Origin of the sequence: Anaeromusa acidaminophila DSM 3853, assembly GCF_000374545.1 — a bacterium.
GTDB lineage: Bacteria > Bacillota > Negativicutes > Anaeromusales > Anaeromusaceae > Anaeromusa > Anaeromusa acidaminophila.
Map to the genome: position 1 here is coordinate 1 of NZ_KB894583.1, position 23,571 is coordinate 23,571.

The following is a 23,571-nucleotide window of genomic DNA, read 5'->3' on the forward strand; positions in this document are numbered from 1 at the left end:
GGCGAACCCGGTATCCGGAGCGATATCCTTGGCGTCCTTCACTACGCTCGGATTTTTCAGCGCCAAGCTTTCCTTCTACTTCGGCTTCCATAAGCCGTTCACAGAGCCATTTGAGCATAGATAACATGGGTTCTTCGTCCAACACAAATTTCATTAGCATTTTTTCGAAAGGTACGGTAGAATTTTGGTAAGCCATCGATTACACACTCCTTTGGGTTTGCTAGCACTTACCTTTTCGGAGTTTTCGATGGCTTTTCCTTTTTCACTTTTGCGAACTTAATTCTACGCTATCAAAACGACTAAAAGAATTCGAGGTGAGGCAATGAAGCAAAAAACATTTTGGCAAAGATTCACTTCGATGAATACGGGAATTGCCCTGCTGCTGCTGATAGCAGCTCTTGCCGTTGTGGGAACGCTCATTCCCCAGGAACGAGCCGTAGCTTCCTCGTCGCCCTTGGTGCAGATGTTATATCAAACCGTCGGTTTGGGCGATCTTTACCACGCCTGGTGGTTTCGCGGTTTATTGGGATTGCTGAGTTTAAACGTGCTGGCCTGCATGGTTCGGCAGTTTCCTGCGTTGTGGCGGCGCACAAGTTTGCAAGAACCGTGGCCTTCCCTGAAGGAGACTTCGCCGCAGGTAGTGCTGCCTTCGCGAGAGCAAGCGGTTTATAACGTGGAACGCGTATTGCAAGCAGATGGCTTTGCGTGGAAAAAGCAAGAAATAGAGGGGCGGCTTGTTTGGCTGGCGTATCGCCGTCGCTGGGCGGCTTGGGGAACGTTCTTAGCGCATCTATCGGTACTGTTGATTACCGCAGGGGGACTTTATGGCAGCTTGGCAGGCATGCAAGGGGAACTCTCCGTACCGGTAGGAGAACGCCGACTGCTTGATGAGACCTGGGGTGCAGCGACGGGGCTGGAAATAGAATTGGCGGATTTTCGTACGGAGTATTATGAAAATGGACAAGTATCGGATTGGATTAGTGATGTAATTGTTCGCAAGGACGGGCGGGAATTAGCCAGGCAGCTTGTGAAGGTAAACCAGCCGCTCGATTTGGACGGCTTGCGTTTGTATCAATCCTTTTACGGCCAGATGATTGACGCCCAACTGGGAACGGGCATGAAGCAGCGTCTGGCGGAGCGCCAAGTCTGGGTGGTGGAGCCAACTAGGCAGGTTGCGGTGCAGGTTATGCGGTATATACCGGATTTTGATCCGCTGCGGCCGATGGTCAGCCGTTCGACAGAAGCGAGAAACCCTCATTTCCTGTATGTAGTCTATGAAAATGGACGACAGAGCGATTGGGGCGCTGCGGCAACGGGGCAGGAAGTAAAGCTGCCGGGAGGCGGCAGTGTGGTCTTTACCGGGGCGGCTCCGTTTTCAGGCTTTCAGATTAAGCTGGATCCGGGAATTCCAATTGTTTTTACGGGCTTCATTTTGTTGGTATTTGGCTTTTTTGCGGGCCTGTACGGAAAAACAAAGTATTTTTCCTGCCAGGTAGATGCTAAAGGAAATTTAGCGGTAGGCGGCTTAGGGAAAGCTGAAGAGGAAGTCTTTTGTCGGCGCATTCGTGAAGGGAAAGAAACAGCGAAGGAAGCGGTGTAGAAAGCCTAGCTTCCTGGTAAGCAAAGCAGGAGGTGGTCCGATGGCAGCCTATGAAGGCGTATTGTTTGCAGGAGCATTTTTTCTTTATTTTTTGGCGGCGTCGTGTTATTTGCTGCGTTTAGTTTGGAAAGCGCCTGTTTGGGGAAAGGCGGCTACGATTCTAGCGGTGCTGGCGGTAAGTTTGAATGCAGCGGCCGCTGTAGCTAGAACCGCTGGGGCAGGAAGAGCGCCGTTTGCCAATATGTATGAGTTTGGCATGCTCTTTGTTTTGTGCTTGGGGTTGCTTCACTTATTCATTGAGTGGCGGCAGAAAGAACAGTCTTTTGGAGCGTTCATTATGCCGGTGGCCTTTTTGTTCAGCGGTTTTTTTGCGCTGTATTATCAAGAAGCACGCCCGTTGATGCCGGCGCTGAAAAGCAATTGGCTCATGGCGCATGTGTTGACGGCGGTAGTGGCCTACGGCTTTTTAGCTGTATCTTTTGCGCTGGGGCTGATGTTTTACTGGCGTCAAGGGCTCCAAGGCGTTACGACGCTGCCTTCTTTGGAGCGGTTGGAGAACATGACACATCAGGCCATTGTTGCGGCGATGCCCTTTTTGACACTGCTTATCATTACCGGCGCCGTCTGGGCGGAATATGCCTGGGGAACGTATTGGCGCTGGGACCCTAAAGAGACGTGGTCGCTGGTGACCTGGATTATTTACGCGGTATATTTGCATGGACGGCTTAGCCGGGGCTGGCGGGGGAGGAAGGCTGTAAATTGGGCCTTGGGCGGCTTTCTAGCAGTGGTTTTTACCTTTATCGGTGTCAATCTGTTGTTGTCCGGTCTTCATAGCTATGCATTAAATTAAAGGTTGTAAGCAGGCTTTTTCGTAGTGTGAAAGGAGGTTTTGAGATGGACGAGAGCCCGCTAAAAAAGAAATTTGTCTTGCTGTATATGACGTTGGGAGCCGTTTTAGCAGTTGTGGTGCTGGCTGTTTCAGCCGGGTCTATGGCTTATGCCGACAAGCCGCAGTTTTGCGGCAGCTGCCATTCCATGCAGGAGGTGTATGCGACCTTCAATGAATCGACGCACCGGGGAATTAGTTGTGGGGACTGCCATTTGCCGCAGCAAAACATCGTTGTGAAAATGACGGCGAAAGCAAGTAATGGCCTGCGGCATACCTATCATGAAACGCTGCGGGATTATCCGGAACCCATCCTGGTCAGTGGCAGTGCCAAACAGGTCGTAAATGACAACTGTCTGCGCTGTCACAGCGGTTCAACAGCTAATACGCACTTGACTGCAGGGGGCGACTGCATTTCCTGTCACCGGGATCTGGTGCACAATGAACGCCGCTTGGCAGAGAAGAAAGGAGGCGTAGGTCTTGAATAGGGGGCAGAAGATACTCATTGGTTTTCTGGGACTTCTGATGCTTGTTTTCGGCTTAGTCGTGGTGATGCGGGTTTGGGTTATGCCGCCGGCTTCCGCTACGGTGGCTGCGGCGAAAATTCCTAAAGGCGAATACGATCCTGCCGTTTGGGGCAAAGCCTATCCTTTGCAGTATGCCAGCTATGAAAAAAACAAAGAAATGAAAGCGTCTCCTACGGGATACGGCGGCAGCATTAATGTGCAAAAGTGGGATATGCAGCCGGAACTTAAGGCGAATTTCGCGGGGATGCCCTTCAGCAAAGACTATCGGGAGGATCGCGGACATCCCTATGCTTTGCAGGATCAAAAAGAATCAGCTCGGGTGACTCCAGCGACGGTGGGTTCTTGTATTGCCTGCAAAACGCCGTATGTAGAGAAACTATATGCGGAGCAAGGATGGGGATTTACCAAGACACCCTTGCTAAAACTAATTGATGAATCCAAGCATCCTGTAAGCTGTGCGAACTGTCATGATAATGAAACCATGGCTCTGAAAGTGACGCAGCCTGCTTTTGTTGAAGCGATGCAGCGCAAAGGCGTTGACATCTCTAAAGCTAGCCGGCAGGATATGCGCACCTATGTTTGCGCGCAGTGCCATTCGGAATATTATTTTGAACCCGGAAGCAATCGTGTGGTTTTCCCGTGGGATAACGGCCTGACGGCGGAGGCTATGTATTCGTATTACAGCACGAAACCGAATGGTTTTGAAAAGGACTGGATCCATGGAACCTCACAGGCTCCAATGCTGAAGGCCCAGCATCCGGACTATGAAGAATGGTCGACAGGTGTACATGGTCAGTCCGGCGTCTCTTGCGCGGATTGCCATATGCCGTATATGCGCAATAACGGGCAAAAATATACGTCCCATCATATGACAAGCCCGCTGCAGGCCATTCAATCTTCTTGCCTTACCTGCCATAAGCAGGATGAAGCATGGGCGTTGAACCAGGTTAAGGGCATTCAAGATTCGGTGTTTGCTATGCAGCACAGCGCCGGCCAAAATATTGCGCGAGCCCATGAGACCATCGCAAAAGCGGCGGCGCAGCCGGGAGCGAACGAAGCTGATTTGGCTGCGGCGAGAGAACTGGTGCGGCAGGCGCAGTGGTATTGGGATTATGTAGCTGCTGCCAACAGCATGGGCTTCCACAGCCCGGTGCAGGCGCAGCGCAACTTAGGTCAGGCTCTTGACTTGTCCTATAAGGCCATCGAAAAGGCCAACCAGGCGGCAGGCCGCGGCGGGTTCTAGAAGCTCCGTTCAACAGGGAGAAAGATTGGTGTTGTAATCTCAAATGTTGCTTGGGCAGGCCCTGCATTTTTGCGGGGCCTGCTTTTGACTTTTCGGTTCCTCACTCTACTCACGCTGCTCTTGTTCAAAAATATATTCTGTAACTCTCAATCAGGCCCTCGTGTGGACGTCGGTTGCCATGCCATCCATGGCATTTTCAGCGGAGACCGGCAATTATGCCATCCGTGGCATTGCCGGCATTAGGCACTTCACGTGCCGTCAGACGCATCCAGCGCCGTCGCCGGTTCTCCTGTTCAATTCTTGTTTTTCCTGTTTTCTCTCTGCTTCCTCTGGCCTTTTCTCTGTTGCTCTGTGTAAACCGAATATCCCCGTCGAGTCTCCCACTACTCCTGTTAAAACTCGTTTTTGCGTATCCCTCAGTCATGCCCTCCGGTTCTCCCGTGACTCTTGTTCAATCCCCGTTTTTTCTCTATGCTTCGTTCCCTGTATTGTTGCCAGATGTGGTATAATAAAGTTCACATTGACATAAAGGAGATGAATAAAATGGCAAATCCTGTCATTTCAAAGGTTAAAGAACTTCACAGTTACAGTGGCGAAACGGCCACCTATGCAGGGGTAGCCGTAAAAAGCCTCTCCCTGGTCGGCATTGCTCTCGCTTCGGCGGGGGTGACCTGGGTTATGGGTTACGCGTCGCCCGTCACGGCGACGGTGACGGCGATTATGGGCTTGATTACCGCTTTCGCAATCAGCTTCCGGCCGCAATGGGCCGGCTTTCTCTCGCCGCTCTATGCTATTCTGGAGGGGATGTTCTTAGCGTCCATATCCGCCATGTTTGCCCGGTTCTATCACGGTATTGTCCTGCAGGCGGTGATGATTACCCTGGGGATTGCTGTGAGTTCGGCGTTGATTTACGCTAAAGGCTATGTGAAGGTAAATGAAGGCTTTATGCGTGCGACGATGATGGCTACTATGGGTATCGCCATTACGTATTTTATTGAGTTCGTATTGAGCTTTTTCGGCATCCGCATTCCCATGATTCATCAGGGCGGCATCGTCGGCATCTTGTTTAGCCTGGTTGTGATTGGCATTGCTACAATGAACCTGTTTGTTGATTACGAGCAGATCCAGCAGAGCGTGCGTCAAGGCATGCCGAAAGAGTACGAATGGTTTTGCGCCTTTGGCCTTTTGGTAACGCTGGTTTGGCTATATATTGAGGTCTTGAATTTGCTGCGGAAGTTGAAAGACGAATAAGCTGCAGCGGTGATTCCCTAAAAAATTAATCAGACATAGATTTAAAGCGAAGAAGTCTTTCACTTTGGTGAGAGGCTTCTTCGTTTTTTGGTCTATACCAAAGCTTATAAGTTTTGAGAGGCTGAGACAGCAGGATTGGAAAGGGTTTGTGAGAACGACAAATCAAATTTCGTGCTTTTCGCGATTTTCGCGGTTGGATAATAAAATCGGGAGACGTTGCTAACGAACCGCGAAATACACGAAATACGCGAAAGGAGAGTTTGAGGGCTAAGAGCTTCCGTATAAACGGCGGCCTCGAACGTACCCTCCCTTTACTCCTTCTACTCTTGTTCAAAACCCGTCACTCATCTGTGTTCGTCCTCTGCCAATTTTTACATTTTTTTTATACGCAGCCCTGCTTTTTTGACACCATTTTGAAGGGTATCAGGAGTACAATCAAAGTAAGAAAAGACAAGGGGGCGTTTATATGGAATGGTGGCTGGGCGCGGCAGTAAGCGCGGCTTTGTTTGTCTATTTATTTTATGCCTTATGGAAGCCGGAGGATTTTTAAGATGGGATACGATCTGATTTTAGTAGGCTTGTTTTTAGTGGTTTTGTTGATGCTTGCTTGGCCGATAGGACATTATCTAGTTCGCGTTTTTCAACAGGAAGCTACACTGCTGGATCGAGCCTTGCTTCCTATTGAAAAAATCATCTATCACGTCAGCGGAATTCAGCCGCAAGAGGATATGACCTGGCAGCGTTATGCCGGATCGTTAGTGGCGTTTAACCTGTTGGGCTGCGCCGTTGTTTTTGCTTTGCAGCTGCTGCAAGGCGGGCTGCCTTTAAATCCCCAAGGCTTGCCAGGCGTAGAGTCGTGGCCTTTGGCCTTTAATACGGCGGTCAGCTTTATGACCAATACGAATTGGCAAGCCTATAGCGGCGAAAGCACAATGTCTTATTTGACGCAGATGCTGGCGCTAACGGTGCAGAATTTTCTTTCCGCTGCGACGGGCCTTGCAGTGGCGGTGGCCTTGATTCGCGGCCTGCAGCGTCAGGAAGAAAAAGGCATTGGGAATTTCTGGGTAGATATGACGCGCAGCGTACTATGGGTTTTACTGCCTCTTTCGTTGCTTTTGGCGCTGGCGTTGATGCAGCAAGGGGTTATTCAAAATGTATCCGCCTATGTGCAGGCGGTAACGCTGGAAGGAGCGGAGCAAATTTTGCCAATGGGACCGGTAGCTTCCCAAGAAGCTATTAAGCTTATTGGAACCAATGGCGGCGGTTTTTTCAACGCCAACTCGGCGCATCCTTTTGAAAATCCTACAGCCATTACTAATTTTCTCGAAATGCTGGCTATCTTCTTGCTGCCGACGTCGTTGGTGTTTAGCTACGGCTTTTGGTGCGGCAATGTCCGGCAGGGCTATGCTATTTTGGGTGCGATGCTAACCTTGTTTGTGCTGTTCTTTGGTGTCATGTACGCCAGCGAACAGGCGGGAAATCCGAGCTTGGCTCCCTGGGGGCTGTCGGGTCCGACGGCTATGGAAGGCAAGGAAGTGCGCTTCGGTCTAGGAGGGTCTTCGCTCTTTGCTACGATTACGACCGCCGCTTCTTGCGGCGCCGTCAATGCCATGCATGACAGCCTGACTCCCTTGGGCGGGATGGCGGCGATGCTGCAAATGCTGATTGGCGAAGTGGTTATTGGCGGCGTGGGCGCCGGGTTTTACGGCATGCTATGTTTTGTGCTGCTGACCGTCTTTATTGTGGGGCTTATGGTGGGACGTACGCCGGAGTATTTGGGTAAGAAAATTGAAGCCTATGAAATGAAAATGGTGGTTCTGGCGGTGCTGGTCCCGGCGCTGACGGTTCTTTTTGGCACGATGACGGCCGTGTTGAGCCAAGCTGGGGTGGCGGGCGTATTAAACGAAGGACCTCATGGCTTCAGCGAGATTCTTTACGCCTTTGCTTCGGCGGCGGGGAATAACGGCAGCGCTTTTGCCGGCTTGAGTGCGGACAGTCTTTTTTACAATATGATTTTGGCGGTTTCTATGCTGCTGGGACGCTTTGGCGTGATTTTACCGATTTTGGCAGTTGCAGGCAGCTTGGTTCGCAAAAAAGCGGCGCCCGTTTCGGCAGGCACCTTTGCTACGGATCAGCCGCTGTTTTCGTTCTTGCTTATGGGGGTCATCCTTATTGTCGGGGCCTTGACGTTTTTACCGGCCTTGGTGCTGGGCCCGGTTGTGGAACAAATGCTGCTGTGGTAGACGAACGCGGTGCAAAAGGAGGAATAAGTCGTGAAAAAAGCACAAGGCTTTGACCGGCAGCTGCTCACTGCTGCCGTATGGCAGGCTTTTTATAAAATGAACCCCAAGGTGCAGCTTCGCAATCCGGTGATGTTTTTAGTATGGGTAGGCTGCGCTTTGACGACAGTTTTATTGGCTGCAAGTCTATATGAAGGCGGCAGGGACGTAGTATATGAGCTGCAAATTATCGTGTGGCTTTGGTTTACTGTGTTTTTTGCCAATTTTGCGGAAGCGGTTGCTGAAGGGCGTGGTAAAGCGCAGGCTAATGCGTTGCGGGGCACGCGGGGGCAGACGCTGGCAAAACGCTGGGAGAATGGAGCCTGGAAAGCGGTGGATGCTGTCTCGCTTCGCAAAGGGGACGTCATTTATGTGGAAGCAGGCGATACCATTCCTAGTGACGGGGAGATTTTAGAAGGTATGGCGACGGTGGATGAGAGCGCCATTACAGGAGAGTCAGCGCCGGTCATCCGCGAATCCGGCGGCGACCGTTCTTCGGTGACGGGAGGAACGCGGATTTTGTCGGATTGGCTGAAGGTAAAGGTCAGCGTTAATCCGGGGGAAACCTTTTTGGATCGCATGATTTCTTTGGTAGAAGGAGCTAAACGAGGCAAGACGCCGAACGAGATTGCCTTGACCATTTTACTCATTGGTTTGACAATTATCTTTTTGGCAGTAGTGGTCACACTTCAGCCGTTTGCTCTTTATGCTAAGACCAGCCTTTCGTTGACGACGCTGGTAGCCCTTTTAGTCTGTTTGATTCCGACCACTATTGGCGGGCTGTTGTCCGCCATCGGCATTGCCGGCATGGATCGTCTGCTGCAGCGCAATGTGCTGGCGATGTCCGGCCGAGCCATTGAGGCGGCCGGGGATGTCAATGTGCTGCTCTTGGATAAGACCGGTACCATTACCTTGGGTAATCGGATGGCGACACAATTTTTGCCTGCGCCGGGCGTTAAGGAAGAAGAATTGGCAGATGCCGCGCAGTTGGCCTCGTTGGCGGATGAGACGCCCGAAGGGCGGAGTATTGTGGTGCTGGCTAAAGAACGTTTCAATTTGCGAGAACGAGACCTGACGGGTCTCAGTGCGGAATTTGTTCCCTTTACCGCGCAAACGCGGATGAGCGGGGTAAATGTTCAGGGGCGGGAGATTCGTAAAGGCGCCGTGCAGGCGATGGCGGACCATGTTCGGGTCTGCGGCGGGAAGTGGCCGGAAGAAGTAGTGAAAACGGCGGACGCGATTGCTAACAAGGGCGGTACGCCGCTGGTCGTAGCGGACGACAAAAAGGTGCTGGGCGTAGTGTATCTGAAAGATGTGGTCAAAGGCGGCATTCGCGAACGCTTTCAGGAATTACGGCGCATGGGCATTAAGACCGTCATGATTACCGGTGACAATCAACTTACGGCGGCTGCCATTGCGGCGGAAGCCGGGGTGGATGATTTTCTGGCGGAAGCCACGCCGGAAGATAAATTGGCCTTGATTCGTTCGTATCAGCAAAAGGGGATGCTTGTGGCTATGACCGGAGATGGGACAAATGACGCTCCTGCCTTGGCCCAAGCCGATGTAGGAGTGGCCATGAACAGTGGTACCCAAGCGGCGAAGGAAGCAGGCAATATGGTGGACATGGACAGCAATCCGACCAAACTCATTGAAGTGGTGGAAATTGGCAAACAGCTGCTGATGACAAGAGGCTCGCTGACTACCTTTAGCATTGCCAACGATGTGGCCAAGTATTTTGCCATCATTCCGGCGTTGTTTATGGGAACGTACCCAATTTTGGGGGATTTGAACATTATGGGGCTGGCTACGCCCCAAAGTGCGGTACTAAGCGCCGTTATTTTCAATGCCTTGATTATCATTGCCTTAATTCCGTTGGCGTTGAGGGGCGTTGCCTACCGTCCGGAAGGAGCGGCGGCGGTACTGCGACGCAACCTGCTTTTATACGGCGGCGGCGGCTTGGTGGTTCCTTTCATTGGCATCAAACTGATTGACTGCATCTTGTCGTTGCTGGGCGTGGCGTAATGCAGAAGGAAGGAGGGGAAGAGCATGATAGGCATTTTGAAAATAAGTGCAAGGCTGCTGTGCATATTGACTATTTTAACGGGGTGTGTGTACCCGTTGGTTTTGACGGGCCTGGCGCAGGCCATCTTTCCGGAACAGGCGCAGGGAAGCCTCCTTGTGGAAGGGGGACAAGTACGCGGTTCACTGCTCATCGGACAGTCCTTTCAGAGCGAACGCTACTTTCATGGACGACCGTCGGCGGGAGAGTATGATGGCTTGCTTTCCGGCGGTTCGAATGCAGGCCCGTCAGCAGCTAAGCTGCATGAAGCAGTAGGTCAGCGGGCGATGCAGGTCCGGCAGACGGAAAGATTGACGCCGCAGCAGCCCGTCCCTGCGGATTTGGTTACCGCATCCGCCAGCGGCTTGGACCCGCATATTTCGCCGGAAGCGGCTATGCTTCAAGCGCAGCGTGTTACCCAAGCAAGGGGACTGTCGCTAAAACAGGTAGAAACGCTGGTGTATGAAACATTGGAAGAGCGGCATGGCGGATTTCTGGGTGAACGCCGGGTAAATGTGTTAAAATTAAACCAAAGATTAGACCGGAATTAAAAATAGAATCATGAGGCTGAAGACATGAAGCAAGAGCGCGAAAGAAAAAAACCGGAAGACTGGCTGGAACAGATCGCTCGGGAGAAAAAGGGCGAACTGACGGTGTTCTTAGGTGCGTCGGCAGGGGTCGGAAAAACCTATGCCATGCTGGAAACAGCTCATGAACGATTGTTGGAAGGCCAAAATGTCATTGTGGGCTGGATCGAGACGCATGGCCGGAAGGAAACGGAGAAATTGGCGGCCGGCATTCCTAAAACAGAGCCGAAAAAAATAGTCTATCGGGAACGGGAATGGCTGGAAATGGATGTGGACGCTATTTTGGCGCTGCACCCGGATATTATCTTGGTGGATGAACTGGCGCACACGAACATTCCCGGAAGCCGTTACGTACGGCGTTTTCAAGATGTGGAAGAACTGTTGGCTGCCGGCATTGACGTCTATACGACACTCAACATCCAGCATATTGAAAGCCTGAATGATGTAGTGGCTAAAATTACGGGCGTTGTTGTGCGCGAAACCGTGCCGGATTCCATTCTCGAACAGGCGGCGGTAGTGGAGCTGATTGACCTGCCGCCGGAGAAACTGCTCAAGCGGTTGCATGAAGGCAAAGTATATGTAGCAGAGCAGGCGCAGCAGGCGGTGCGCAAGTTTTTTCGCCCAGGGAATTTAAATGCTCTGCGTGAGCTGGCGCTGCGCTATACGGCTCGCCGAGTGGATCAGGAGCTCAGTGCCTATATGCGGGCCCATGGCATTCCCGGCCCGTGGCCTGCAGCGGAGAGGGTTATGGTTTGCGTCAGCGCCAGTCCTTTTTCCGCGGAGCTAGTCCGCGCGGCAAAACGGCTGGCGGACGGTCTGCAGGCGGAATGGCTGGCGGTATATGTAGAAAGCTCTTCGCAGCGAGCGTCTCTCGGCGATGAAGAGAGCGCCCGGGTCAGTCGGAATTTGAAGTTAGCCGAAGAATTAGGCGCTAAAATCATAACTGTTTTGAGTTCGGAGCCAGCTGAAGAAATCTTATCGTTGGCTAAAAATCATAATGTAACGGCGATTGTTATTGGGAAGACCCGCAAAACAGCCTGGTGGCAACGTTGGCAAAGCTCTATTGTTGATGAGATTTTGAGGGGAAGCGCGGGGATTAGCGTTCATGTTATTCAGGCGGAGGACGAGAAGGTCAAAGTCCCTGTTATTGCGATAAAATATCCTTTGACTCCTTTTGCATGGAAGAATCACGGCAAAGGGCTGGCGTTGGTGGCCTTGGTGACGCTGGCGCTCTGGCTGCTTCGCGAACAAGTGGATGCAGCCAGTATTGTACTTATTTACCAATTGCCTACGTTGCTAAGCGCCTTTTGGTGGGGACGCTGGGAAGCGTATAGCAGTGCTGTTGCCAGTGTGTTGGTTTTTGACTATCTTTTTGTAGAGCCTATTTTTACCTTTGCTGTTTCCGATATCAAGCATTTGTGGAGTTTTCTTGCTTTTTGGGGTTTGGCTGTCGTTATTGGACGGAGAACGGAGCAAATGCGTCTGGATTTGAAAGTGTCTCGGCAGCGGGAAAAAAGTACGCGCTTTCTATATGAATTTAGCAGTGAGATGGCTGGTACTGTTGAACGAAGCATCGTGGCGGAGCGACTTTCCTTACAGGCGGCGGAGACATTGGGGCGGGAGACCTTGGTGTTTTTACCGGTAAAAAACCGCTTGGAGTTGTGGGCGCGCCATAGCGGAGAGTGGAGTCGGCAAGGTCTGAATTTGAACCCGCCGGAACCTGCGGAAATGGCAGTGGCCAACTGGTGCTTTGAGCACGGTCAAGCAGCTGGGAGAGCGACGGAAATTTTGCCTAGCGCCGATTATTTGCATGTGCCTCTGCGCAGCCAGGAACGGGTGATGGGAGTTTTCAGCGTACGCTTACAGGAAAGCAAGGTTGCGCAAGAAGAGCGTCGGCTTATTGATGCTTGGGCCGCTTTAGCAGCGCTTACGCTGGAGAGAGCTTCTTTGGCGGAAGAAGCGCGCAAGGCCGCTCTTTGGAGTGAGTCGGATCGCTTGCGAACGGCGCTATTCAATTCCGTGTCGCATGAATTGCGGACGCCTCTAGCTTCGATTTTGGGAGCTACGCAGACATTGCTTCTTTGTCGAGAGCGTTGCGATGCGGCACAGCTTCAGGAAATGTTGCAATCCATCAGTGAAGGAGCGATGCGCATGGAGCGGGTTGTTTCCAATCTGCTGGATACAGCCCGCCTGGAAAGCGGCATGATGCAGTTAAAAGCAGATTGGTGTGATTTAGAAGATGTGCTGGGGGTGGTGCTGCGCCGCTTGGAGGGCTCGGTTTATTCGCGAGAAATTATAGTTAAAATGGAACCGGAATTGCCGATGATTTGGGGAGACTGCGTTCTTTTAGAACAGGTCATAGTAAATTTGCTGGATAATGCGTGCAAGTATTCTCCGGCTGATGCGCCGGTTGAAATACGCGTGTCCAAGGCGGCGGATGAGGTTAAATTAGAAGTGCTGGATCGCGGGACGGGGATGGCGCAGGAGGAATTAGAATTAGTTTTCGAGAAGTTTTATCGTGCGCCGAGGACGCATGCGTCGAAGCCGGGCGGAACCGGTTTGGGACTATCCATTTGCAAGGGGATCGTGGAGGCGCATCATGGGCGCATTGAAGCGGCTAATCGCGAAGCTGGGGGAGCGATTTTTAGAGTGTATTTGCCTGTGAAAAAAGCAGAGGAGGCTGTTTCTTCATGACAGAAGGGCAACTTCGAGTGCTGATTATTGACGACGAGCTGCCGATGCGACGAATGTTGCGGGTTGCCTTAGAGTCGTATGACTATACGGTAACAGAGGCGGCAAACGGCAAAGAAGGTTTGACGCAGGCGGCCATGCAGCAACCGGATCTAATTCTTTTGGATTTAGGCTTGCCGGATTTAGACGGCAAAGAAATCGTGCGGCGTTTGCGCGAGTGGACCCAAGTTCCCATCGTTATCTTGTCAGCTCGCGACCAGGAAAGAGAGAAAATTGAAGTGCTCGATGCCGGAGCCGACGATTATTTGACGAAGCCTTTCGGTATGGGCGAGTTATTAGCAAGAATGCGGGTGTCGCTGCGGCGGTCTGGCCGAGAGGATAATGGACCGGCCTTGCTGTGCGGCGCTCTTTGCGTGGATGTAGCTTCTCATACAGTGACGCTTCAAGGGGAGGAGCTGCATCTGACGCCGACGGAATATACGTTGTTAAAAGTGCTGATGCAGAATACGGGAAAAGTAATGACCCATAAACAATTATTGAAGCAAGTGTGGGGCGACGCCTATTCCCAAGACACGCATTATGTGCGGGTCTATATTGCGCAATTACGCCGGAAAATAGAAGAGAACCCCTTGCGGCCACAGTACATTATTACAGAGTCCGGCGTGGGGTACCGGTTTACGGAACCTAGAAATTAAAGAATACAACAGTTTTTTTGATGGATACTATAAAATAATCAAACTGTATTGATGGTGTTGACAATGATACAATAAATTTAACAAGTCGTGACGGGCTTGGGGCATCTGTGGCCTTTTGGCGCGGATGTGTCTCCCCTCTGTGCGGATGCTCGAAAAGCGAGGCCTTTGGCCTTACGACTTCTTGAGCCATTGCCGCGCGTTTTGTTGCTTGGCGTTTAACAATTATATTGGAAAAGGCTGATAGCGACAGGCTCCCTGAGATGCAGGGGGCGTTTTTTTTTATTTAAAGAGCAGCGTGCTTGGGAACGTTCTAGACGAGCAGGGTTTTAAGGGCGGCGAAAAGAATGTATGTTAAAAAGCAATGTCGAGGGGGGGCTAGGCAGTGGAACAGGACTTTCAACTGGTTTCGGTTGATGCCGTCAATGCCAAGCATGTAGGAACGGTATTTCGTTCGGTTTATGGAAATGATTTTCCCATTCAATATGTGTATCAACCAGAAGCCGTAGCCGCAGAAATAGCAGCGGAACGTCTGACTGCGGTGTTGGCCTTTGATGCGGCAGGGCAGCCCGCAGGCTATGTGTCTATGTTCAAAAATGCGCCTAATTTTCAGCTTTGGGAAGTTGGCAATATGGTAGTGAATCCTGTGTATAAGCAAAGCCGCCTATCGTTACTGTTAGCCAATTGCTGCCAAAATGCGGAACTGATGAATATTGCAGGCAGCGATGGCTTGTACAGTGAAGCCGTGTGCCACCATTACATGACGCAAGTAGGCAGCGCGAAAGCGGGGATGGCGGACTATGCACTCGAAATAGATCAACTCGCTGGTTCTAGTTTTAAAGAGCACTGTGCTGATACGGAACGGATCTCCTGCGTTTTTAACTTTATCGAATATACAAAGCCTTCTTTGCCTACGTATATTCCTCCAGTCTATGAAACTATGGTACAAACCTTGCTGGAGCCCTTGGCCCATAGAGAGATCCTTATCTCGGCAGCAGCGTTACCGCAGCAAGGAAACTTGCGAAAAGAAGAAAAATATTACGAGTTTGCCGGCACCTGGAAACTTGCGGTGTGGGAAACCGGCGCCAAGTGGCGTGAAGAAGTGGAGGCTCTTTTGCAGGAAGCGGCGCGCAGAAAGGTCGTCAGCTTGCAGGTCGCCATTGATATGGCGCTGCCCCATCTGGGTGCGGCGGTGGAAGAAATGCGCAAGCAGGGCTTCTTTTTTGGAGGCGTTCTGCCGCGTTGGTTCGGCAGCGACGGCCTTTTGATGCAAGTTGTATTAGGCGGGGCGCCGAATTTTGCAGGAGCTAAACTTTACACCCAGACGGCCCGCTCCTTGCGTCAGTACTGCCAGGCGGATTGGGAGAAGGTGCGCAAGGCGTAGGGCAAGCTTTATTCTTCTGCAGGGTACAAGTCCGCCAAGGCGCTTGCAAGGTCGGGGAACTGAAATTGAAACCCTGATTCCAGCAAGCGTTGCGGCAATACCTGTTGATCCGCCAGTAAGACGGCTTCCGCCATTTCGCCTAAAAGGAGTTTGGATGCCGAAGCGGGAATGCGGGTCCAAGCTGGCTTTTTCAGCTGCTTTCCCAAAGAGGCGGCAAATTGGCGCATCGGTATGGGGTTCGGACTGGTGAAGTTATAAGCTCCTTGCAGAGAAGGAGTGGTAAGCGCTAACTGCAGCATCTGCAGCAAATCTTGCAGGTGAATCCAGGAAAGGTGCTGCGTGCCGTCGCCGATGGTTCCGCCAACGCCCCAATGAAAGGGAAGCGCCATGCGGGGCAAAGCGCCGCCGCTAGTTCCGAGGACGACGCCAAAGCGGCCAATAACGGTTCGTATTCCCAAGCGCTCAGCATGAAGAGCTGCTTGTTCCCATTGCTGGCAGACGGAGGCTAAAAAGTCAGTCCCAGGAGGGCTTGCTTCGGTTTGAACTCCTGCCGGCGATATGCCGTAATAGCCAATCCCTGAGGCGTTTATGAAAACAGAAGGAATAGGGAGCTGGAGTTCTTTGGCGCACTGTAAGGAGTCTACCAGAAAACGCGTAGTGTTGAGACGGCTTTCAAGAATGCGGGCTTTGGTTTTTTCGTTCCAGCGCTGGCTAATACTGACTCCTGCTAAATTGATGATGCCGGAGATGTCAGACAGCTCTTTAGCGGGAAATACTTCGTTTCTATTTTGATAAGCGAAAATATCTTGGTGGGATAAGGGTGTGAGTTTAAACTGGTTTTTGTTTAAGAAGCGGAACAGCTCTTGGCCGATGAAACCGCTGCTTCCTGTGACTAGAATTTGTTTCATAGTCGCTCCTCCTTGTCCATGCGAGAAATGCGCTTGACGATCAACTGAAAAAGGCTGTGCAGAAAGAGTATTCTGCACAGCCTTGCTTTTTTACTTCTATTTTCGCACCATATCTTTGGTAATTTCTTTTAAACTGAAAGCGCCGCACATGGCCATGGTGTCCTTCAGTTCTTCTCCCAGCTTATCAATATAGAGCTTGACGCCCTCGGCTTCAGCGCCATACACGGCGGTAACAAAGGGGCGGCAGATCAGTACGCCGTCAGCGCCCAAGGCCAACGCTTTAAAAATATCCGTACCGGAGCGGATGCCGCCGTCTACGAGGATTTTCAGATCGCTGCCGATAGCGGCTGCGATTTCCGGCAAGACTTCAGCGGTGGAGGGGCATTGATCCAGCACCCGACCGCCGTGATTGGAAACAACAATGGCTGCAGCCCCGGCGTCTTTCGCCTTTAGGGCGCTTTTAATGGTCATAACTCCTTTGACGATGAAGGGGATGCCCGCCAATTCCGAAATGCGACGGAGTTCTTCGATGGATTTGCTCCCGGCAGGAGGCGTCATGTTTTTTAGAAAAGGCAGGCCGGCAGCGTCAATGTCCATGGCAACAGCGAAAGCGCCAGCTTTTTTTACGAGCGCTAATTTTTCCTGAATGGTATCTAAATTCCAAGGCTTAATAGTAGGTACGCCGCAGCCGCCCGCTTTGGCGATTGCCGCGGTGGCGCCTTCCATAACCTTGGGATCAACGCCGTCTCCGGTAAAGGCGGCAATGCCGTTTTCCTTGCAGGCGGAAACGAGAATATCATTGTAGGTGGTATCGGTGTATTTATCACTGTAGTGCATATTGACCGCACCGACGGGAGCGGCAAAAAAAGGATACTTAAAGGTTTGCCCGAATAATTCCAAAGTGGTGTTAACCGGTTTGTTTTCGCAAAGGGTATCCATGTTGACCCGGATGTCCTGCCATTTTTGATAGTTACGGATGGCCGTATCGCCGACGCCCTTAGCGCCGGGGCCGGGGATGGTGTTTTTGCAGACTATGCCGTTGCAAACGGTACAGGCTTTGCAATAAGCGCCGATACAGGTGCGGGCGCTCTCCAGAAGTTCCTTGTAAGTCATAGTAGTTCCTCCCTCTTTTTCTCTATGTAGGTTCCTCGCTGAATTGAATCAATACTATTTTTATTATACTGCGCCGAAACGTCTTGGTTAAAGAGGTTTTGGATAATTGATAAAATTAGTTTCTGATGTATAATTTTTACATAAAAGAAACTGCAAATTACGTAAGGAGAAGATGTATGCAAGCAAACCTTTTTAAATCAGGGAAAAAAGCAGTTGCTGCGTCAGCGGCGCTGGCTTTTTTAGGAGTTTTTTTCCTGGCTAATCCTGTAAGCTTTGCGGCGGCAGAACGTACGATCCCGTATCCGCCGGGCTATGTTATTGACAAAGAGGGCGCCTCGTCCTTTAACGGCGTAGGCAATGTGGAAAAATCGCCGTATTTTTCAACGCAAGATTATTATACTTTGCAGTCGAACAGCCATCTGACGATTTTATCGCACTATAAGACGTATCAGCAAACAACTGAAATTACTTGCGGGCCCGCAGCAGCCTTGACCGTGCTGGCGCATTTTGGAAATCACGCTTGGGACGAATTGCAGATTGCTAAAATCATGGGAACCAAAGCGGAAGTAGGCACCGATACAAAGGGCATGGTGAAGTTTTTTAAAGCGATCCATTGGGATGTAAATTCCAGCTTGCAGGCATCCGGCAAAGACGGCGCGACTTTTGCGAACTACTACGAATTTCGCGATTTTGTGCTGAAGAATCTGCAGGCTAATACGCCCATTATGGTGGAAAATATTGAATGGGGCGGACATTGGCGGGTTATTATTGGCTATGACACTATGGGGACGGAGACCGTGGCTGATGACGTCTTGATCATGGCTGATTCGTACGATACGGCGGATCAGCAGCAGGACGGCTATGCCGTCCATTCTGCAGTGAAATTTTACTATATGTGGTTTGACGCGCATATGCTGCCGAAAGGACAGCAAAACCAGCAATGGCTTGTGGCTAAGCCATTGGCAAAATGAAACGAACAAGAGAACCAGAGTGACCTGAGGGTACGCTGGAGGACTATAAAATCTAAAAAAGCTCCGCTTTTGCTTGACGCAAAAAGCGGAGCTTTTTTAGATTTTATGGTTGGATAATAAATTCGAGAGACGTTGTTTAATCTCGTACCTAAATATGCTTGAGCAGTGAGGAAGCAATGCCCACGTATTGCGCTGGGGACAGGGCCAACAGGCGCTGTTTGTCAGCGGCCGGCAGGTCGACGCTTTCGATGAAAGCTTTGATGTCGGTTTCGCTGATGCCCTTGCCGCGAGTAATGGCTTTAAGCTTGTCGTAGGAGTTGGCATGGCCGAATTTACGCATCACTGTTTGCACGGCTTCCGCCAGCACTTCCCAGGCGTGATTCAAATCGCCAGCCAGGGCTTCCTGGTTGACGACGGTTTTCTTCAAGCCCTTCATAGTGTAGGTAATGGCAATATGGGAATGAGCCAGGCCGGTACCCATGTTGCGCTGCGCCGAAGAATCGCTCAAATCGCGCTGCAGACGGGAAATAGGCAGCTTGTTGGCCAAATGATCCAACACCGCGTTGCTCAGGCCTAGGTTGGCTTCGGAGTTTTCGAAATCAATGGGGTTGACCTTGTGCGGCATGGTGGAGGAGCCCACTTCGCCGGCAATGGCTTTCTGTTTGAAATAGCCCATTGAAATATACAGCCACATATCGCGGTCAAAATCCAGCAGGATATTGTTGAATCGGGCCAGCGCATGGAAGGCTTCGGCCACGTAATCATGGGATTCGATCTGCGTGGTCAGCGGATTGTAAGTAAGACCTAAAGATTCCACGAAAGAGCGGGATACTTGCTCCCAATCTACTTCCGGGTAAGCGATGCTGTGGGCGTTGAAGTTGCCTACGGCGCCGTTGAATTTTCCTAAGTACTCTAACGCGCGAATTTGCTTTAATTGGCGATTCCAGCGGTAGACGAAGACGGCCAGTTCTTTGCCGATGGTGGTAGGCGAAGCGGACTGACCATGGGTATGGGCCAGCATGGGGATGTTTTTTTCTTCCTCTGCCATGGTAGAAACCATTTTTACCAGCGTTTCGGCAGCCGGCAGCCAGACGTCGTTGAGACCTTCCTTAAGCATCAGCGCATAGGAAAGATTGTTGATATCTTCCGAGGTGCAGGAGAAGTGAATGAATTCAAGCAAATCTCCTAGGGACATGGCGCCCATGGTTTCGCGCAGGAAGTACTCGACCGCTTTTACGTCATGGTTGGTAGTGCGCTCGATTTCCTTGATGCGGAGCGCTTTTTCGTCGTCAAAGTTGGCGACAATATTGCGCAAGAAAGAAACCTCTTCAGCCGTGAAGGGGCGAATTTCAGCAAAAGCCGGGTTGGCGGCCATGGCAATCAGCCATTCTACCTCTACGTGCACCCGGTATTTAATCAAAGCCCATTCGGAAAAATAATCGCCAAAAGGCTCGGTGATGGCGCCGTACCGCCCTTCCAGCGGCGTCAATGATTTAATGCTCATGTTTATACCTCGTCATTTCAAATTTTCATGGACAGCAAATAACCATCTGCTGCGCATATATAATCTATTGTACTACTAAACGGCTGAGGGAACAATTGCCATCTACGAAGTGGCTTGGGGAAATTTCCAGCGGCAGGATTTGCTGTAAAAGGAGAGAAAAGTGCTTATAAGTTGGTTGATGGATTCTTGAAGGAGGGCTTGAAGTATGAAACGGCAATTTATTTGCTATCCCAAGTGTACAACCTGTCAAAAAGCGAAAAAATGGCTCGATGATCAAGGGCTTGCCTACGAACAGCGGCATATTAAGGAACAGCATCCTACAGCGGTCGAACTGGAAGCATGGTGGAAGCAAAGCGGCTTGCCTTTGAAGCGCTTTTTCAATACAAGCGGTCTTTTATATAAGTCGCTGCAATTGAAGGAAAAGCTGCCAGCCATGTCGGAACAAGAAATGCTGGCCTTGTTGGCTACGGACGGCATGCTGGTCAAGCGGCCGCTGCTCATTGAGGCGGGCAGAGTATTGGTGGGATTTAAGCAGGCGGAATGGGAGCAAGCCCAAGCAGACGCCCGTGAATAAGGGGAAATGCATGAAAACGGCAAGCGGCAAGAAGGGATTCCTGGATTCTTGGCGGGCCATTATTCAAGGCGCAAGCTTTATTTTCGTGTGGGCGTTGAGCTTGTTTGGGAGCGTTGAAACCGTCTGGGCGCAGGAGAGACCGCCAGAATTGAGACAAGAACAGAGCATGGCCGGAGCGTTTTTAGATAATTTTATGGCTGGTTCTTTTGAGGGAACGCAACGAATGGCGCAGGGAGAACTTGTATTAGCCGGGCCTAGGAGGAACTTGGGCGTATACTGCTCGCCTATTTTTAAGAGTGCCTCGTTTACGGAACTGGTGATGTCATGGAATGCGGCTACCCCGCAGGGAACGTCAGTAGAGGTGCAAGCGCAGGTTCGCGTAGAGGGCAAGTGGTCTGCCTGGTTTTCCTGGGGAAAGTGGAACTCCTGGAGCGCTGTCGGTTCGCAGCAAGAGACGGTAAAAGACGGCTTAGCTGTCATGGATATTGACACTCTCAAAGTGGTTAAAGGAAAAACGGCCGACGCCTTGCGGTATCGTATCTTCTTAAGTAGTGAACAAGCCCACGTGACGCCCCGCGTTACTTTGTTGGCGGCGACGGTAAACGCCGAGCAAAAAACTTCTAAGGAACTCACGGAGAAAAAAGACGTGGTGCTGGAAGTCCCGGCGTATGCACAGCGTCGAAGCGATCCAAGGATTGCGGGGCAGATTTGCAGTCCCGTATCAATGGCTATGACGCTCAACTATCATGGCGTGGACGTGTTGCCGGAAGAACTGGCTTGGCGCGTGACAGACCATAGTCAAGACCGCTTTCCCTTTGGAAACTGGTCTTTTAATTGCGCAGCCGCCGCCGCTTTTGGGCTCAAAGCGTATGTGGCGTATGAAAATTCGTTGGTGGAACTCAGAGAAACGCTGCAGCAAACAGGGCCGGTGATCGCCAGCGTTATGTACAAGAACAGTGAGGATGTTCCCGATGACTTGCCTGTGCTGCATGGTGCGCCGGTGGAGGCGACAGACGGGCATTTGGTGGTAGTGAGAGGCTTGGTGCAGCAAGGCGGTAAGGAGTGGGTCCTTGTGAACGATCCGGCGGGGGACAGCGGCTCGGTTCAGCGGCAGTACGCGGCGGAGGAATTTGAAAAAGCTTGGACGCATTACGTATACGTAATTGCCAAAGAAAAAGAGGCCGCCTTGCGGCAGCCACGGCGTATCTCGGTAAAACTCCTGCAGAAAACGGCTCAAACTTTTTTGCTCCAAGGAGAAAAAGGCGAACGTATTGTTTTGGAACTGCAAAATATCGGCAGTATTGTGAAACGCAAAAATCAGGAAACAATCGGCTTTTTAGAGCCGGAATCCCTGGGCGCGTTGCTGCTGAGACCCGAAAAAGACAGCCAATGGCTGCTTATTACGAAACAGCAACAAACGTTTTGCTTAACGTTCTAGCTGCAGGGAGTAATATTTTTTAGGAGAGACGCCATGCGCTTTTTTAAAGGCGCGCGTAAAATTAGCATAATCTTGAAAGCCGCTTTCCAGGCAGGCTTGGAGGACGGAATGCCCCGCGCGGAGTAATTGGCCGGCAGCGATTAAACGCCGCTGCAGAACATATTGGTGCGGCGTAAAGCCGGTATGCTCTTTGAATTTGCGCGAGAAGTAACTGGGCGCAAGAAAGCAGAGAGAAGCTAGTTTTTCCACGGACAGGTCTTCAGCAATATGTTCTTGCATGTACTGCAAAATCCCGTTGATGGTGTCGTCGCTGCGCCGTTCAATACCGATCGGCCCCGTTTGCCTCAAAGAAAGGCGATTTAGATACACTAAAATTTGCAGGAACAACGTGCGTTGCAGGATATCGGAGCCAAAGGCGTCGCTTGCTCCTGCTTCTTCCAGTTGGGCGCATAATTCCTGCAGACGAAGCTGCTGAGGAGCTTCTGGGCGCAGCAAGTGCAGGCCGCTTGCTGTTTGCGTAAAACAGGCTTGCAGGTCAGTGCCGGGGCTGCTGCTTGCTTCCAGAAAAGAAGGCTTGAGCCACAGAATGATACGGTTATAAGGGGAAGCGGCATCGATCAACGGTTTGTGAATGGTATCTCTTTCAATAAGCAGCAGATCCCAGGGCTGCAGCGGATACGCGGTACCTTCCACATAGTACGTGACCTTGCCGGAAAGGAAAATGACGATCTTGTTGAAATCGTGATAGTGAGAAGCGATACGCAATTTTCCCGTATCTTGCAAATGAAAAAAAGAAAACTCTTTGGTCAAATACCCTCTGCGATTGTGTTGCGGTGTTGCGTTGTTTTTCATACCAAGGTAATTCGCCACCGCAGGTTTTGCAACCTTTTTTTCAGCTTCTGCAATGTTTAGGCAAGCGGAGTTGTTTATAATGAGCTTGCAAAATACAGGCAGGAGGAATGCAGAGATGAAATTCCATTTTTTCAAATACCATGGTTTGGGAAATGATTACTTGGTGTTAGATCCCAATAGTTTTTCATGGGAGCTTTCACCCGAGACGATTCGCTTGCTTTGCCATCGACACTTTGGCATCGGTTCAGACGGGATTTTATGGGGGCCATTTCTGGAAAATGGCCAGATGCGTTTGCGCATTTTCAATCCTGACGGCAGCGAAGCCGAAAAAAGCGGCAACGGGGTGCGGATTTTTTCGCGTTACTTAGTAGACGCCGGTTATGTTACAGGCCGGAACTTTTCGCTAAACACCTTGGGCGGCCAGGTAGAAGTGGAGCTGTTGGCGAAGGATGGCAGCAGCAGCCGGGTGGACATGGGCGCGGTGAGCTTTCTTAGCAGCCAAGTTCCGGTGAAGGGATCGGAACAAGAACTGGTCGGCGCGCCTTGGGCGGTGCAGGGAGAAAACTTGCTGATGACCTGTCTTTCTGTGGGCAATCCGCATTGCGTCATTTTACGCGAGGAAGTATCAGCCGAAGAAGCCTGCCGCTTAGGTCCGGTCATTGAAAAACATGAACGGTTTCCGCAGCGGATTAATGTGCAGTTTTTGAAAGTGTTAGACCGAAAAAATATCCAAATTGAAATTTGGGAGCGGGGCGCCGGCTATACGCTAGCTTCGGGCAGCAGCAGCTGTGCCGCCGCAGCTGCCGCCTATCGCTTAGGGCTGGTGGATGAGGAGGTAGACGTGCATATGCCGGGCGGTGTGTTGGCGGTGCAACTGCGCGAGGACGGTCATGTGCTGCAAAGCGGCGCAGTATCTTTTGTGGGCAAGGGCTTCTTGGCAGAAGAACTATTGAAGCAAGGAAAATCTTAGACAACAAGCTGTGTTTTAGGAAGGATGCGCATTGTCAGCGTC

21 protein-coding genes are annotated in these 23,571 nt (G+C 51.2%); 16 read left to right on the top strand and 5 right to left on the bottom strand.

The window, feature by feature from the left end; genetic code table 11:
* On the bottom strand, window positions 1-196 hold a 196-nt coding region (locus C508_RS17575; protein ID WP_018701811.1), incomplete at its 3' end, for a transposase.
* A gap of 126 nt (window positions 197-322) precedes the next feature.
* On the opposite strand from C508_RS17575, the gene C508_RS0101755 reads away from it, so the two are divergent.
* From C508_RS0101755 to C508_RS0101815, 12 genes are all read left to right on the top strand, one after another.
* On the top strand, window positions 323-1,600 hold the full coding sequence (locus C508_RS0101755; protein WP_018701812.1) for a cytochrome c biogenesis ResB family protein: 1,278 nt from the start codon (window positions 323-325) through the stop codon (window positions 1,598-1,600).
* A gap of 40 nt (window positions 1,601-1,640) precedes the next feature.
* On the top strand, window positions 1,641-2,450 hold the full coding sequence (gene ccsB / locus C508_RS0101760) for a c-type cytochrome biogenesis protein CcsB (protein WP_018701813.1): 810 nt from the start codon (window positions 1,641-1,643) through the stop codon (window positions 2,448-2,450).
* A gap of 44 nt (window positions 2,451-2,494) precedes the next feature.
* A complete protein-coding gene (locus C508_RS0101765) occupies window positions 2,495-2,974 on the top strand; it encodes a cytochrome c3 family protein (protein WP_018701814.1) in 480 nt (159 codons plus the stop codon).
* Window positions 2,967-4,256 (top strand): ammonia-forming cytochrome c nitrite reductase subunit c552, encoded by a 1,290-nt coding sequence (locus C508_RS0101770; protein WP_018701815.1) that lies wholly within the window; start codon window positions 2,967-2,969, stop codon window positions 4,254-4,256. The genes C508_RS0101765 and C508_RS0101770 overlap by 8 nt, the downstream gene beginning before the upstream one ends.
* A gap of 543 nt (window positions 4,257-4,799) precedes the next feature.
* Entirely contained in the window at window positions 4,800-5,507 is a 708-nt protein-coding gene (locus C508_RS0101780) for a Bax inhibitor-1/YccA family protein (RefSeq protein ID WP_018701817.1), read from the top strand.
* 466 nt (window positions 5,508-5,973) lie between these two features.
* On the top strand, window positions 5,974-6,057 hold the full coding sequence (gene kdpF / locus C508_RS20900; RefSeq protein WP_071595756.1) for a K(+)-transporting ATPase subunit F: 84 nt from the start codon (window positions 5,974-5,976) through the stop codon (window positions 6,055-6,057).
* Between the two features lies 1 nt (window position 6,058).
* Window positions 6,059-7,750, top strand: a complete 1,692-nt coding sequence (gene kdpA / locus C508_RS0101790) for a potassium-transporting ATPase subunit KdpA (RefSeq protein ID WP_018701818.1) — start codon at window positions 6,059-6,061, stop codon at window positions 7,748-7,750.
* Window positions 7,751-7,780: 30 nt separating this feature from the next.
* The gene (kdpB, locus tag C508_RS0101795) at window positions 7,781-9,808 is read left to right on the top strand and encodes a potassium-transporting ATPase subunit KdpB (RefSeq protein WP_018701819.1); all 2,028 of its coding nucleotides are present in this window, start codon (window positions 7,781-7,783) and stop codon (window positions 9,806-9,808) included.
* Between the two features lie 24 nt (window positions 9,809-9,832).
* A complete protein-coding gene (gene kdpC / locus C508_RS0101800) occupies window positions 9,833-10,396 on the top strand; it encodes a potassium-transporting ATPase subunit KdpC (protein ID WP_018701820.1) in 564 nt (187 codons plus the stop codon).
* A gap of 24 nt (window positions 10,397-10,420) precedes the next feature.
* Window positions 10,421-13,126 carry an ATP-binding protein gene (locus C508_RS0101805; RefSeq protein WP_018701821.1) on the top strand — a complete coding sequence of 902 codons (2,706 nt, stop codon included), beginning with the start codon at window positions 10,421-10,423 and terminating at the stop codon, window positions 13,124-13,126.
* A complete protein-coding gene (locus C508_RS0101810; RefSeq protein WP_018701822.1) occupies window positions 13,123-13,818 on the top strand; it encodes a response regulator in 696 nt (231 codons plus the stop codon). The genes C508_RS0101805 and C508_RS0101810 overlap by 4 nt, the downstream gene beginning before the upstream one ends.
* Before the next feature lie 382 nt (window positions 13,819-14,200).
* Window positions 14,201-15,199 carry a hypothetical protein gene (locus C508_RS0101815; protein WP_018701823.1) on the top strand — a complete coding sequence of 333 codons (999 nt, stop codon included), beginning with the start codon at window positions 14,201-14,203 and terminating at the stop codon, window positions 15,197-15,199.
* Window positions 15,200-15,207: 8 nt separating this feature from the next.
* Here C508_RS0101815 and C508_RS0101820 read toward each other — a convergent pair whose 3' ends face one another.
* Complete coding sequence (locus tag C508_RS0101820; RefSeq protein WP_018701824.1) at window positions 15,208-16,107, bottom strand: TIGR01777 family oxidoreductase; 900 nt, start codon at window positions 16,105-16,107, stop codon at window positions 15,208-15,210.
* Window positions 16,108-16,203: 96 nt separating this feature from the next.
* On the bottom strand, window positions 16,204-17,220 hold the full coding sequence (locus C508_RS0101825) for an alpha-hydroxy-acid oxidizing protein (protein ID WP_018701825.1): 1,017 nt from the start codon (window positions 17,218-17,220) through the stop codon (window positions 16,204-16,206).
* A 176-nt stretch (window positions 17,221-17,396) separates the two neighbouring features.
* Here C508_RS0101825 and C508_RS0101830 point away from each other — a divergent pair, with 176 nt between their 5' ends.
* Complete coding sequence (locus tag C508_RS0101830; RefSeq protein WP_018701826.1) at window positions 17,397-18,191, top strand: C39 family peptidase; 795 nt, start codon at window positions 17,397-17,399, stop codon at window positions 18,189-18,191.
* A 148-nt stretch (window positions 18,192-18,339) separates the two neighbouring features.
* Here the strand turns inward: C508_RS0101830 and purB are convergent, their stop codons facing one another.
* A complete protein-coding gene (gene purB / locus C508_RS0101835) occupies window positions 18,340-19,695 on the bottom strand; it encodes an adenylosuccinate lyase (protein ID WP_018701827.1) in 1,356 nt (451 codons plus the stop codon).
* A gap of 205 nt (window positions 19,696-19,900) precedes the next feature.
* Between purB and C508_RS0101840 the strand changes: the two genes are divergently transcribed.
* Together C508_RS0101840 and C508_RS0101845 are read left to right on the top strand one after the other, a co-directional pair.
* The gene (locus C508_RS0101840; RefSeq protein WP_018701828.1) at window positions 19,901-20,269 is read left to right on the top strand and encodes an arsenate reductase family protein; all 369 of its coding nucleotides are present in this window, start codon (window positions 19,901-19,903) and stop codon (window positions 20,267-20,269) included.
* A gap of 10 nt (window positions 20,270-20,279) precedes the next feature.
* Window positions 20,280-21,707: a C39 family peptidase gene (locus tag C508_RS0101845; RefSeq protein ID WP_018701829.1), complete on the top strand. Its 1,428-nt coding sequence runs from the start codon at window positions 20,280-20,282 to the stop codon at window positions 21,705-21,707.
* On the opposite strand, the gene C508_RS0101850 is transcribed toward C508_RS0101845, so the two are convergent.
* Entirely contained in the window at window positions 21,696-22,559 is an 864-nt protein-coding gene (locus tag C508_RS0101850; protein WP_018701830.1) for an AraC family transcriptional regulator, read from the bottom strand. The genes C508_RS0101845 and C508_RS0101850 overlap by 12 nt on opposite strands.
* A gap of 115 nt (window positions 22,560-22,674) precedes the next feature.
* On the opposite strand from C508_RS0101850, the gene dapF reads away from it, so the two are divergent.
* Complete coding sequence (dapF, locus tag C508_RS0101855) at window positions 22,675-23,529, top strand: diaminopimelate epimerase (RefSeq protein WP_018701831.1); 855 nt, start codon at window positions 22,675-22,677, stop codon at window positions 23,527-23,529.
* The last annotated feature ends 42 nt before the right edge of the window (window positions 23,530-23,571 follow it).

Coding starts and splice junctions, on each gene's coding strand:
- C508_RS0101755 (WP_018701812.1), top strand. CDS start 323: ATGAAGCAAAAAACATTTTGGCAAAGATTCACTTCGATGAATACGGGA.
- ccsB (WP_018701813.1), top strand. CDS start 1,641: ATGGCAGCCTATGAAGGCGTATTGTTTGCAGGAGCATTTTTTCTTTAT.
- C508_RS0101765 (WP_018701814.1), top strand. CDS start 2,495: ATGGACGAGAGCCCGCTAAAAAAGAAATTTGTCTTGCTGTATATGACG.
- C508_RS0101780 (WP_018701817.1), top strand. CDS start 4,800: ATGGCAAATCCTGTCATTTCAAAGGTTAAAGAACTTCACAGTTACAGT.
- kdpF (WP_071595756.1), top strand. CDS start 5,974: ATGGAATGGTGGCTGGGCGCGGCAGTAAGCGCGGCTTTGTTTGTCTAT.
- kdpA (WP_018701818.1), top strand. CDS start 6,059: ATGGGATACGATCTGATTTTAGTAGGCTTGTTTTTAGTGGTTTTGTTG.
- kdpC (WP_018701820.1), top strand. CDS start 9,833: ATGATAGGCATTTTGAAAATAAGTGCAAGGCTGCTGTGCATATTGACT.
- C508_RS0101805 (WP_018701821.1), top strand. CDS start 10,421: ATGAAGCAAGAGCGCGAAAGAAAAAAACCGGAAGACTGGCTGGAACAG.
- C508_RS0101810 (WP_018701822.1), top strand. CDS start 13,123: ATGACAGAAGGGCAACTTCGAGTGCTGATTATTGACGACGAGCTGCCG.
- C508_RS0101820 (WP_018701824.1), bottom strand. CDS start 16,107: ATGAAACAAATTCTAGTCACAGGAAGCAGCGGTTTCATCGGCCAAGAG.
- C508_RS0101825 (WP_018701825.1), bottom strand. CDS start 17,220: ATGACTTACAAGGAACTTCTGGAGAGCGCCCGCACCTGTATCGGCGCT.
- C508_RS0101830 (WP_018701826.1), top strand. CDS start 17,397: ATGCAAGCAAACCTTTTTAAATCAGGGAAAAAAGCAGTTGCTGCGTCA.
- purB (WP_018701827.1), bottom strand. CDS start 19,695: ATGAGCATTAAATCATTGACGCCGCTGGAAGGGCGGTACGGCGCCATC.
- C508_RS0101840 (WP_018701828.1), top strand. CDS start 19,901: ATGAAACGGCAATTTATTTGCTATCCCAAGTGTACAACCTGTCAAAAA.
- C508_RS0101845 (WP_018701829.1), top strand. CDS start 20,280: ATGAAAACGGCAAGCGGCAAGAAGGGATTCCTGGATTCTTGGCGGGCC.
- C508_RS0101850 (WP_018701830.1), bottom strand. CDS start 22,559: ATGAAAAACAACGCAACACCGCAACACAATCGCAGAGGGTATTTGACC.
- dapF (WP_018701831.1), top strand. CDS start 22,675: ATGAAATTCCATTTTTTCAAATACCATGGTTTGGGAAATGATTACTTG.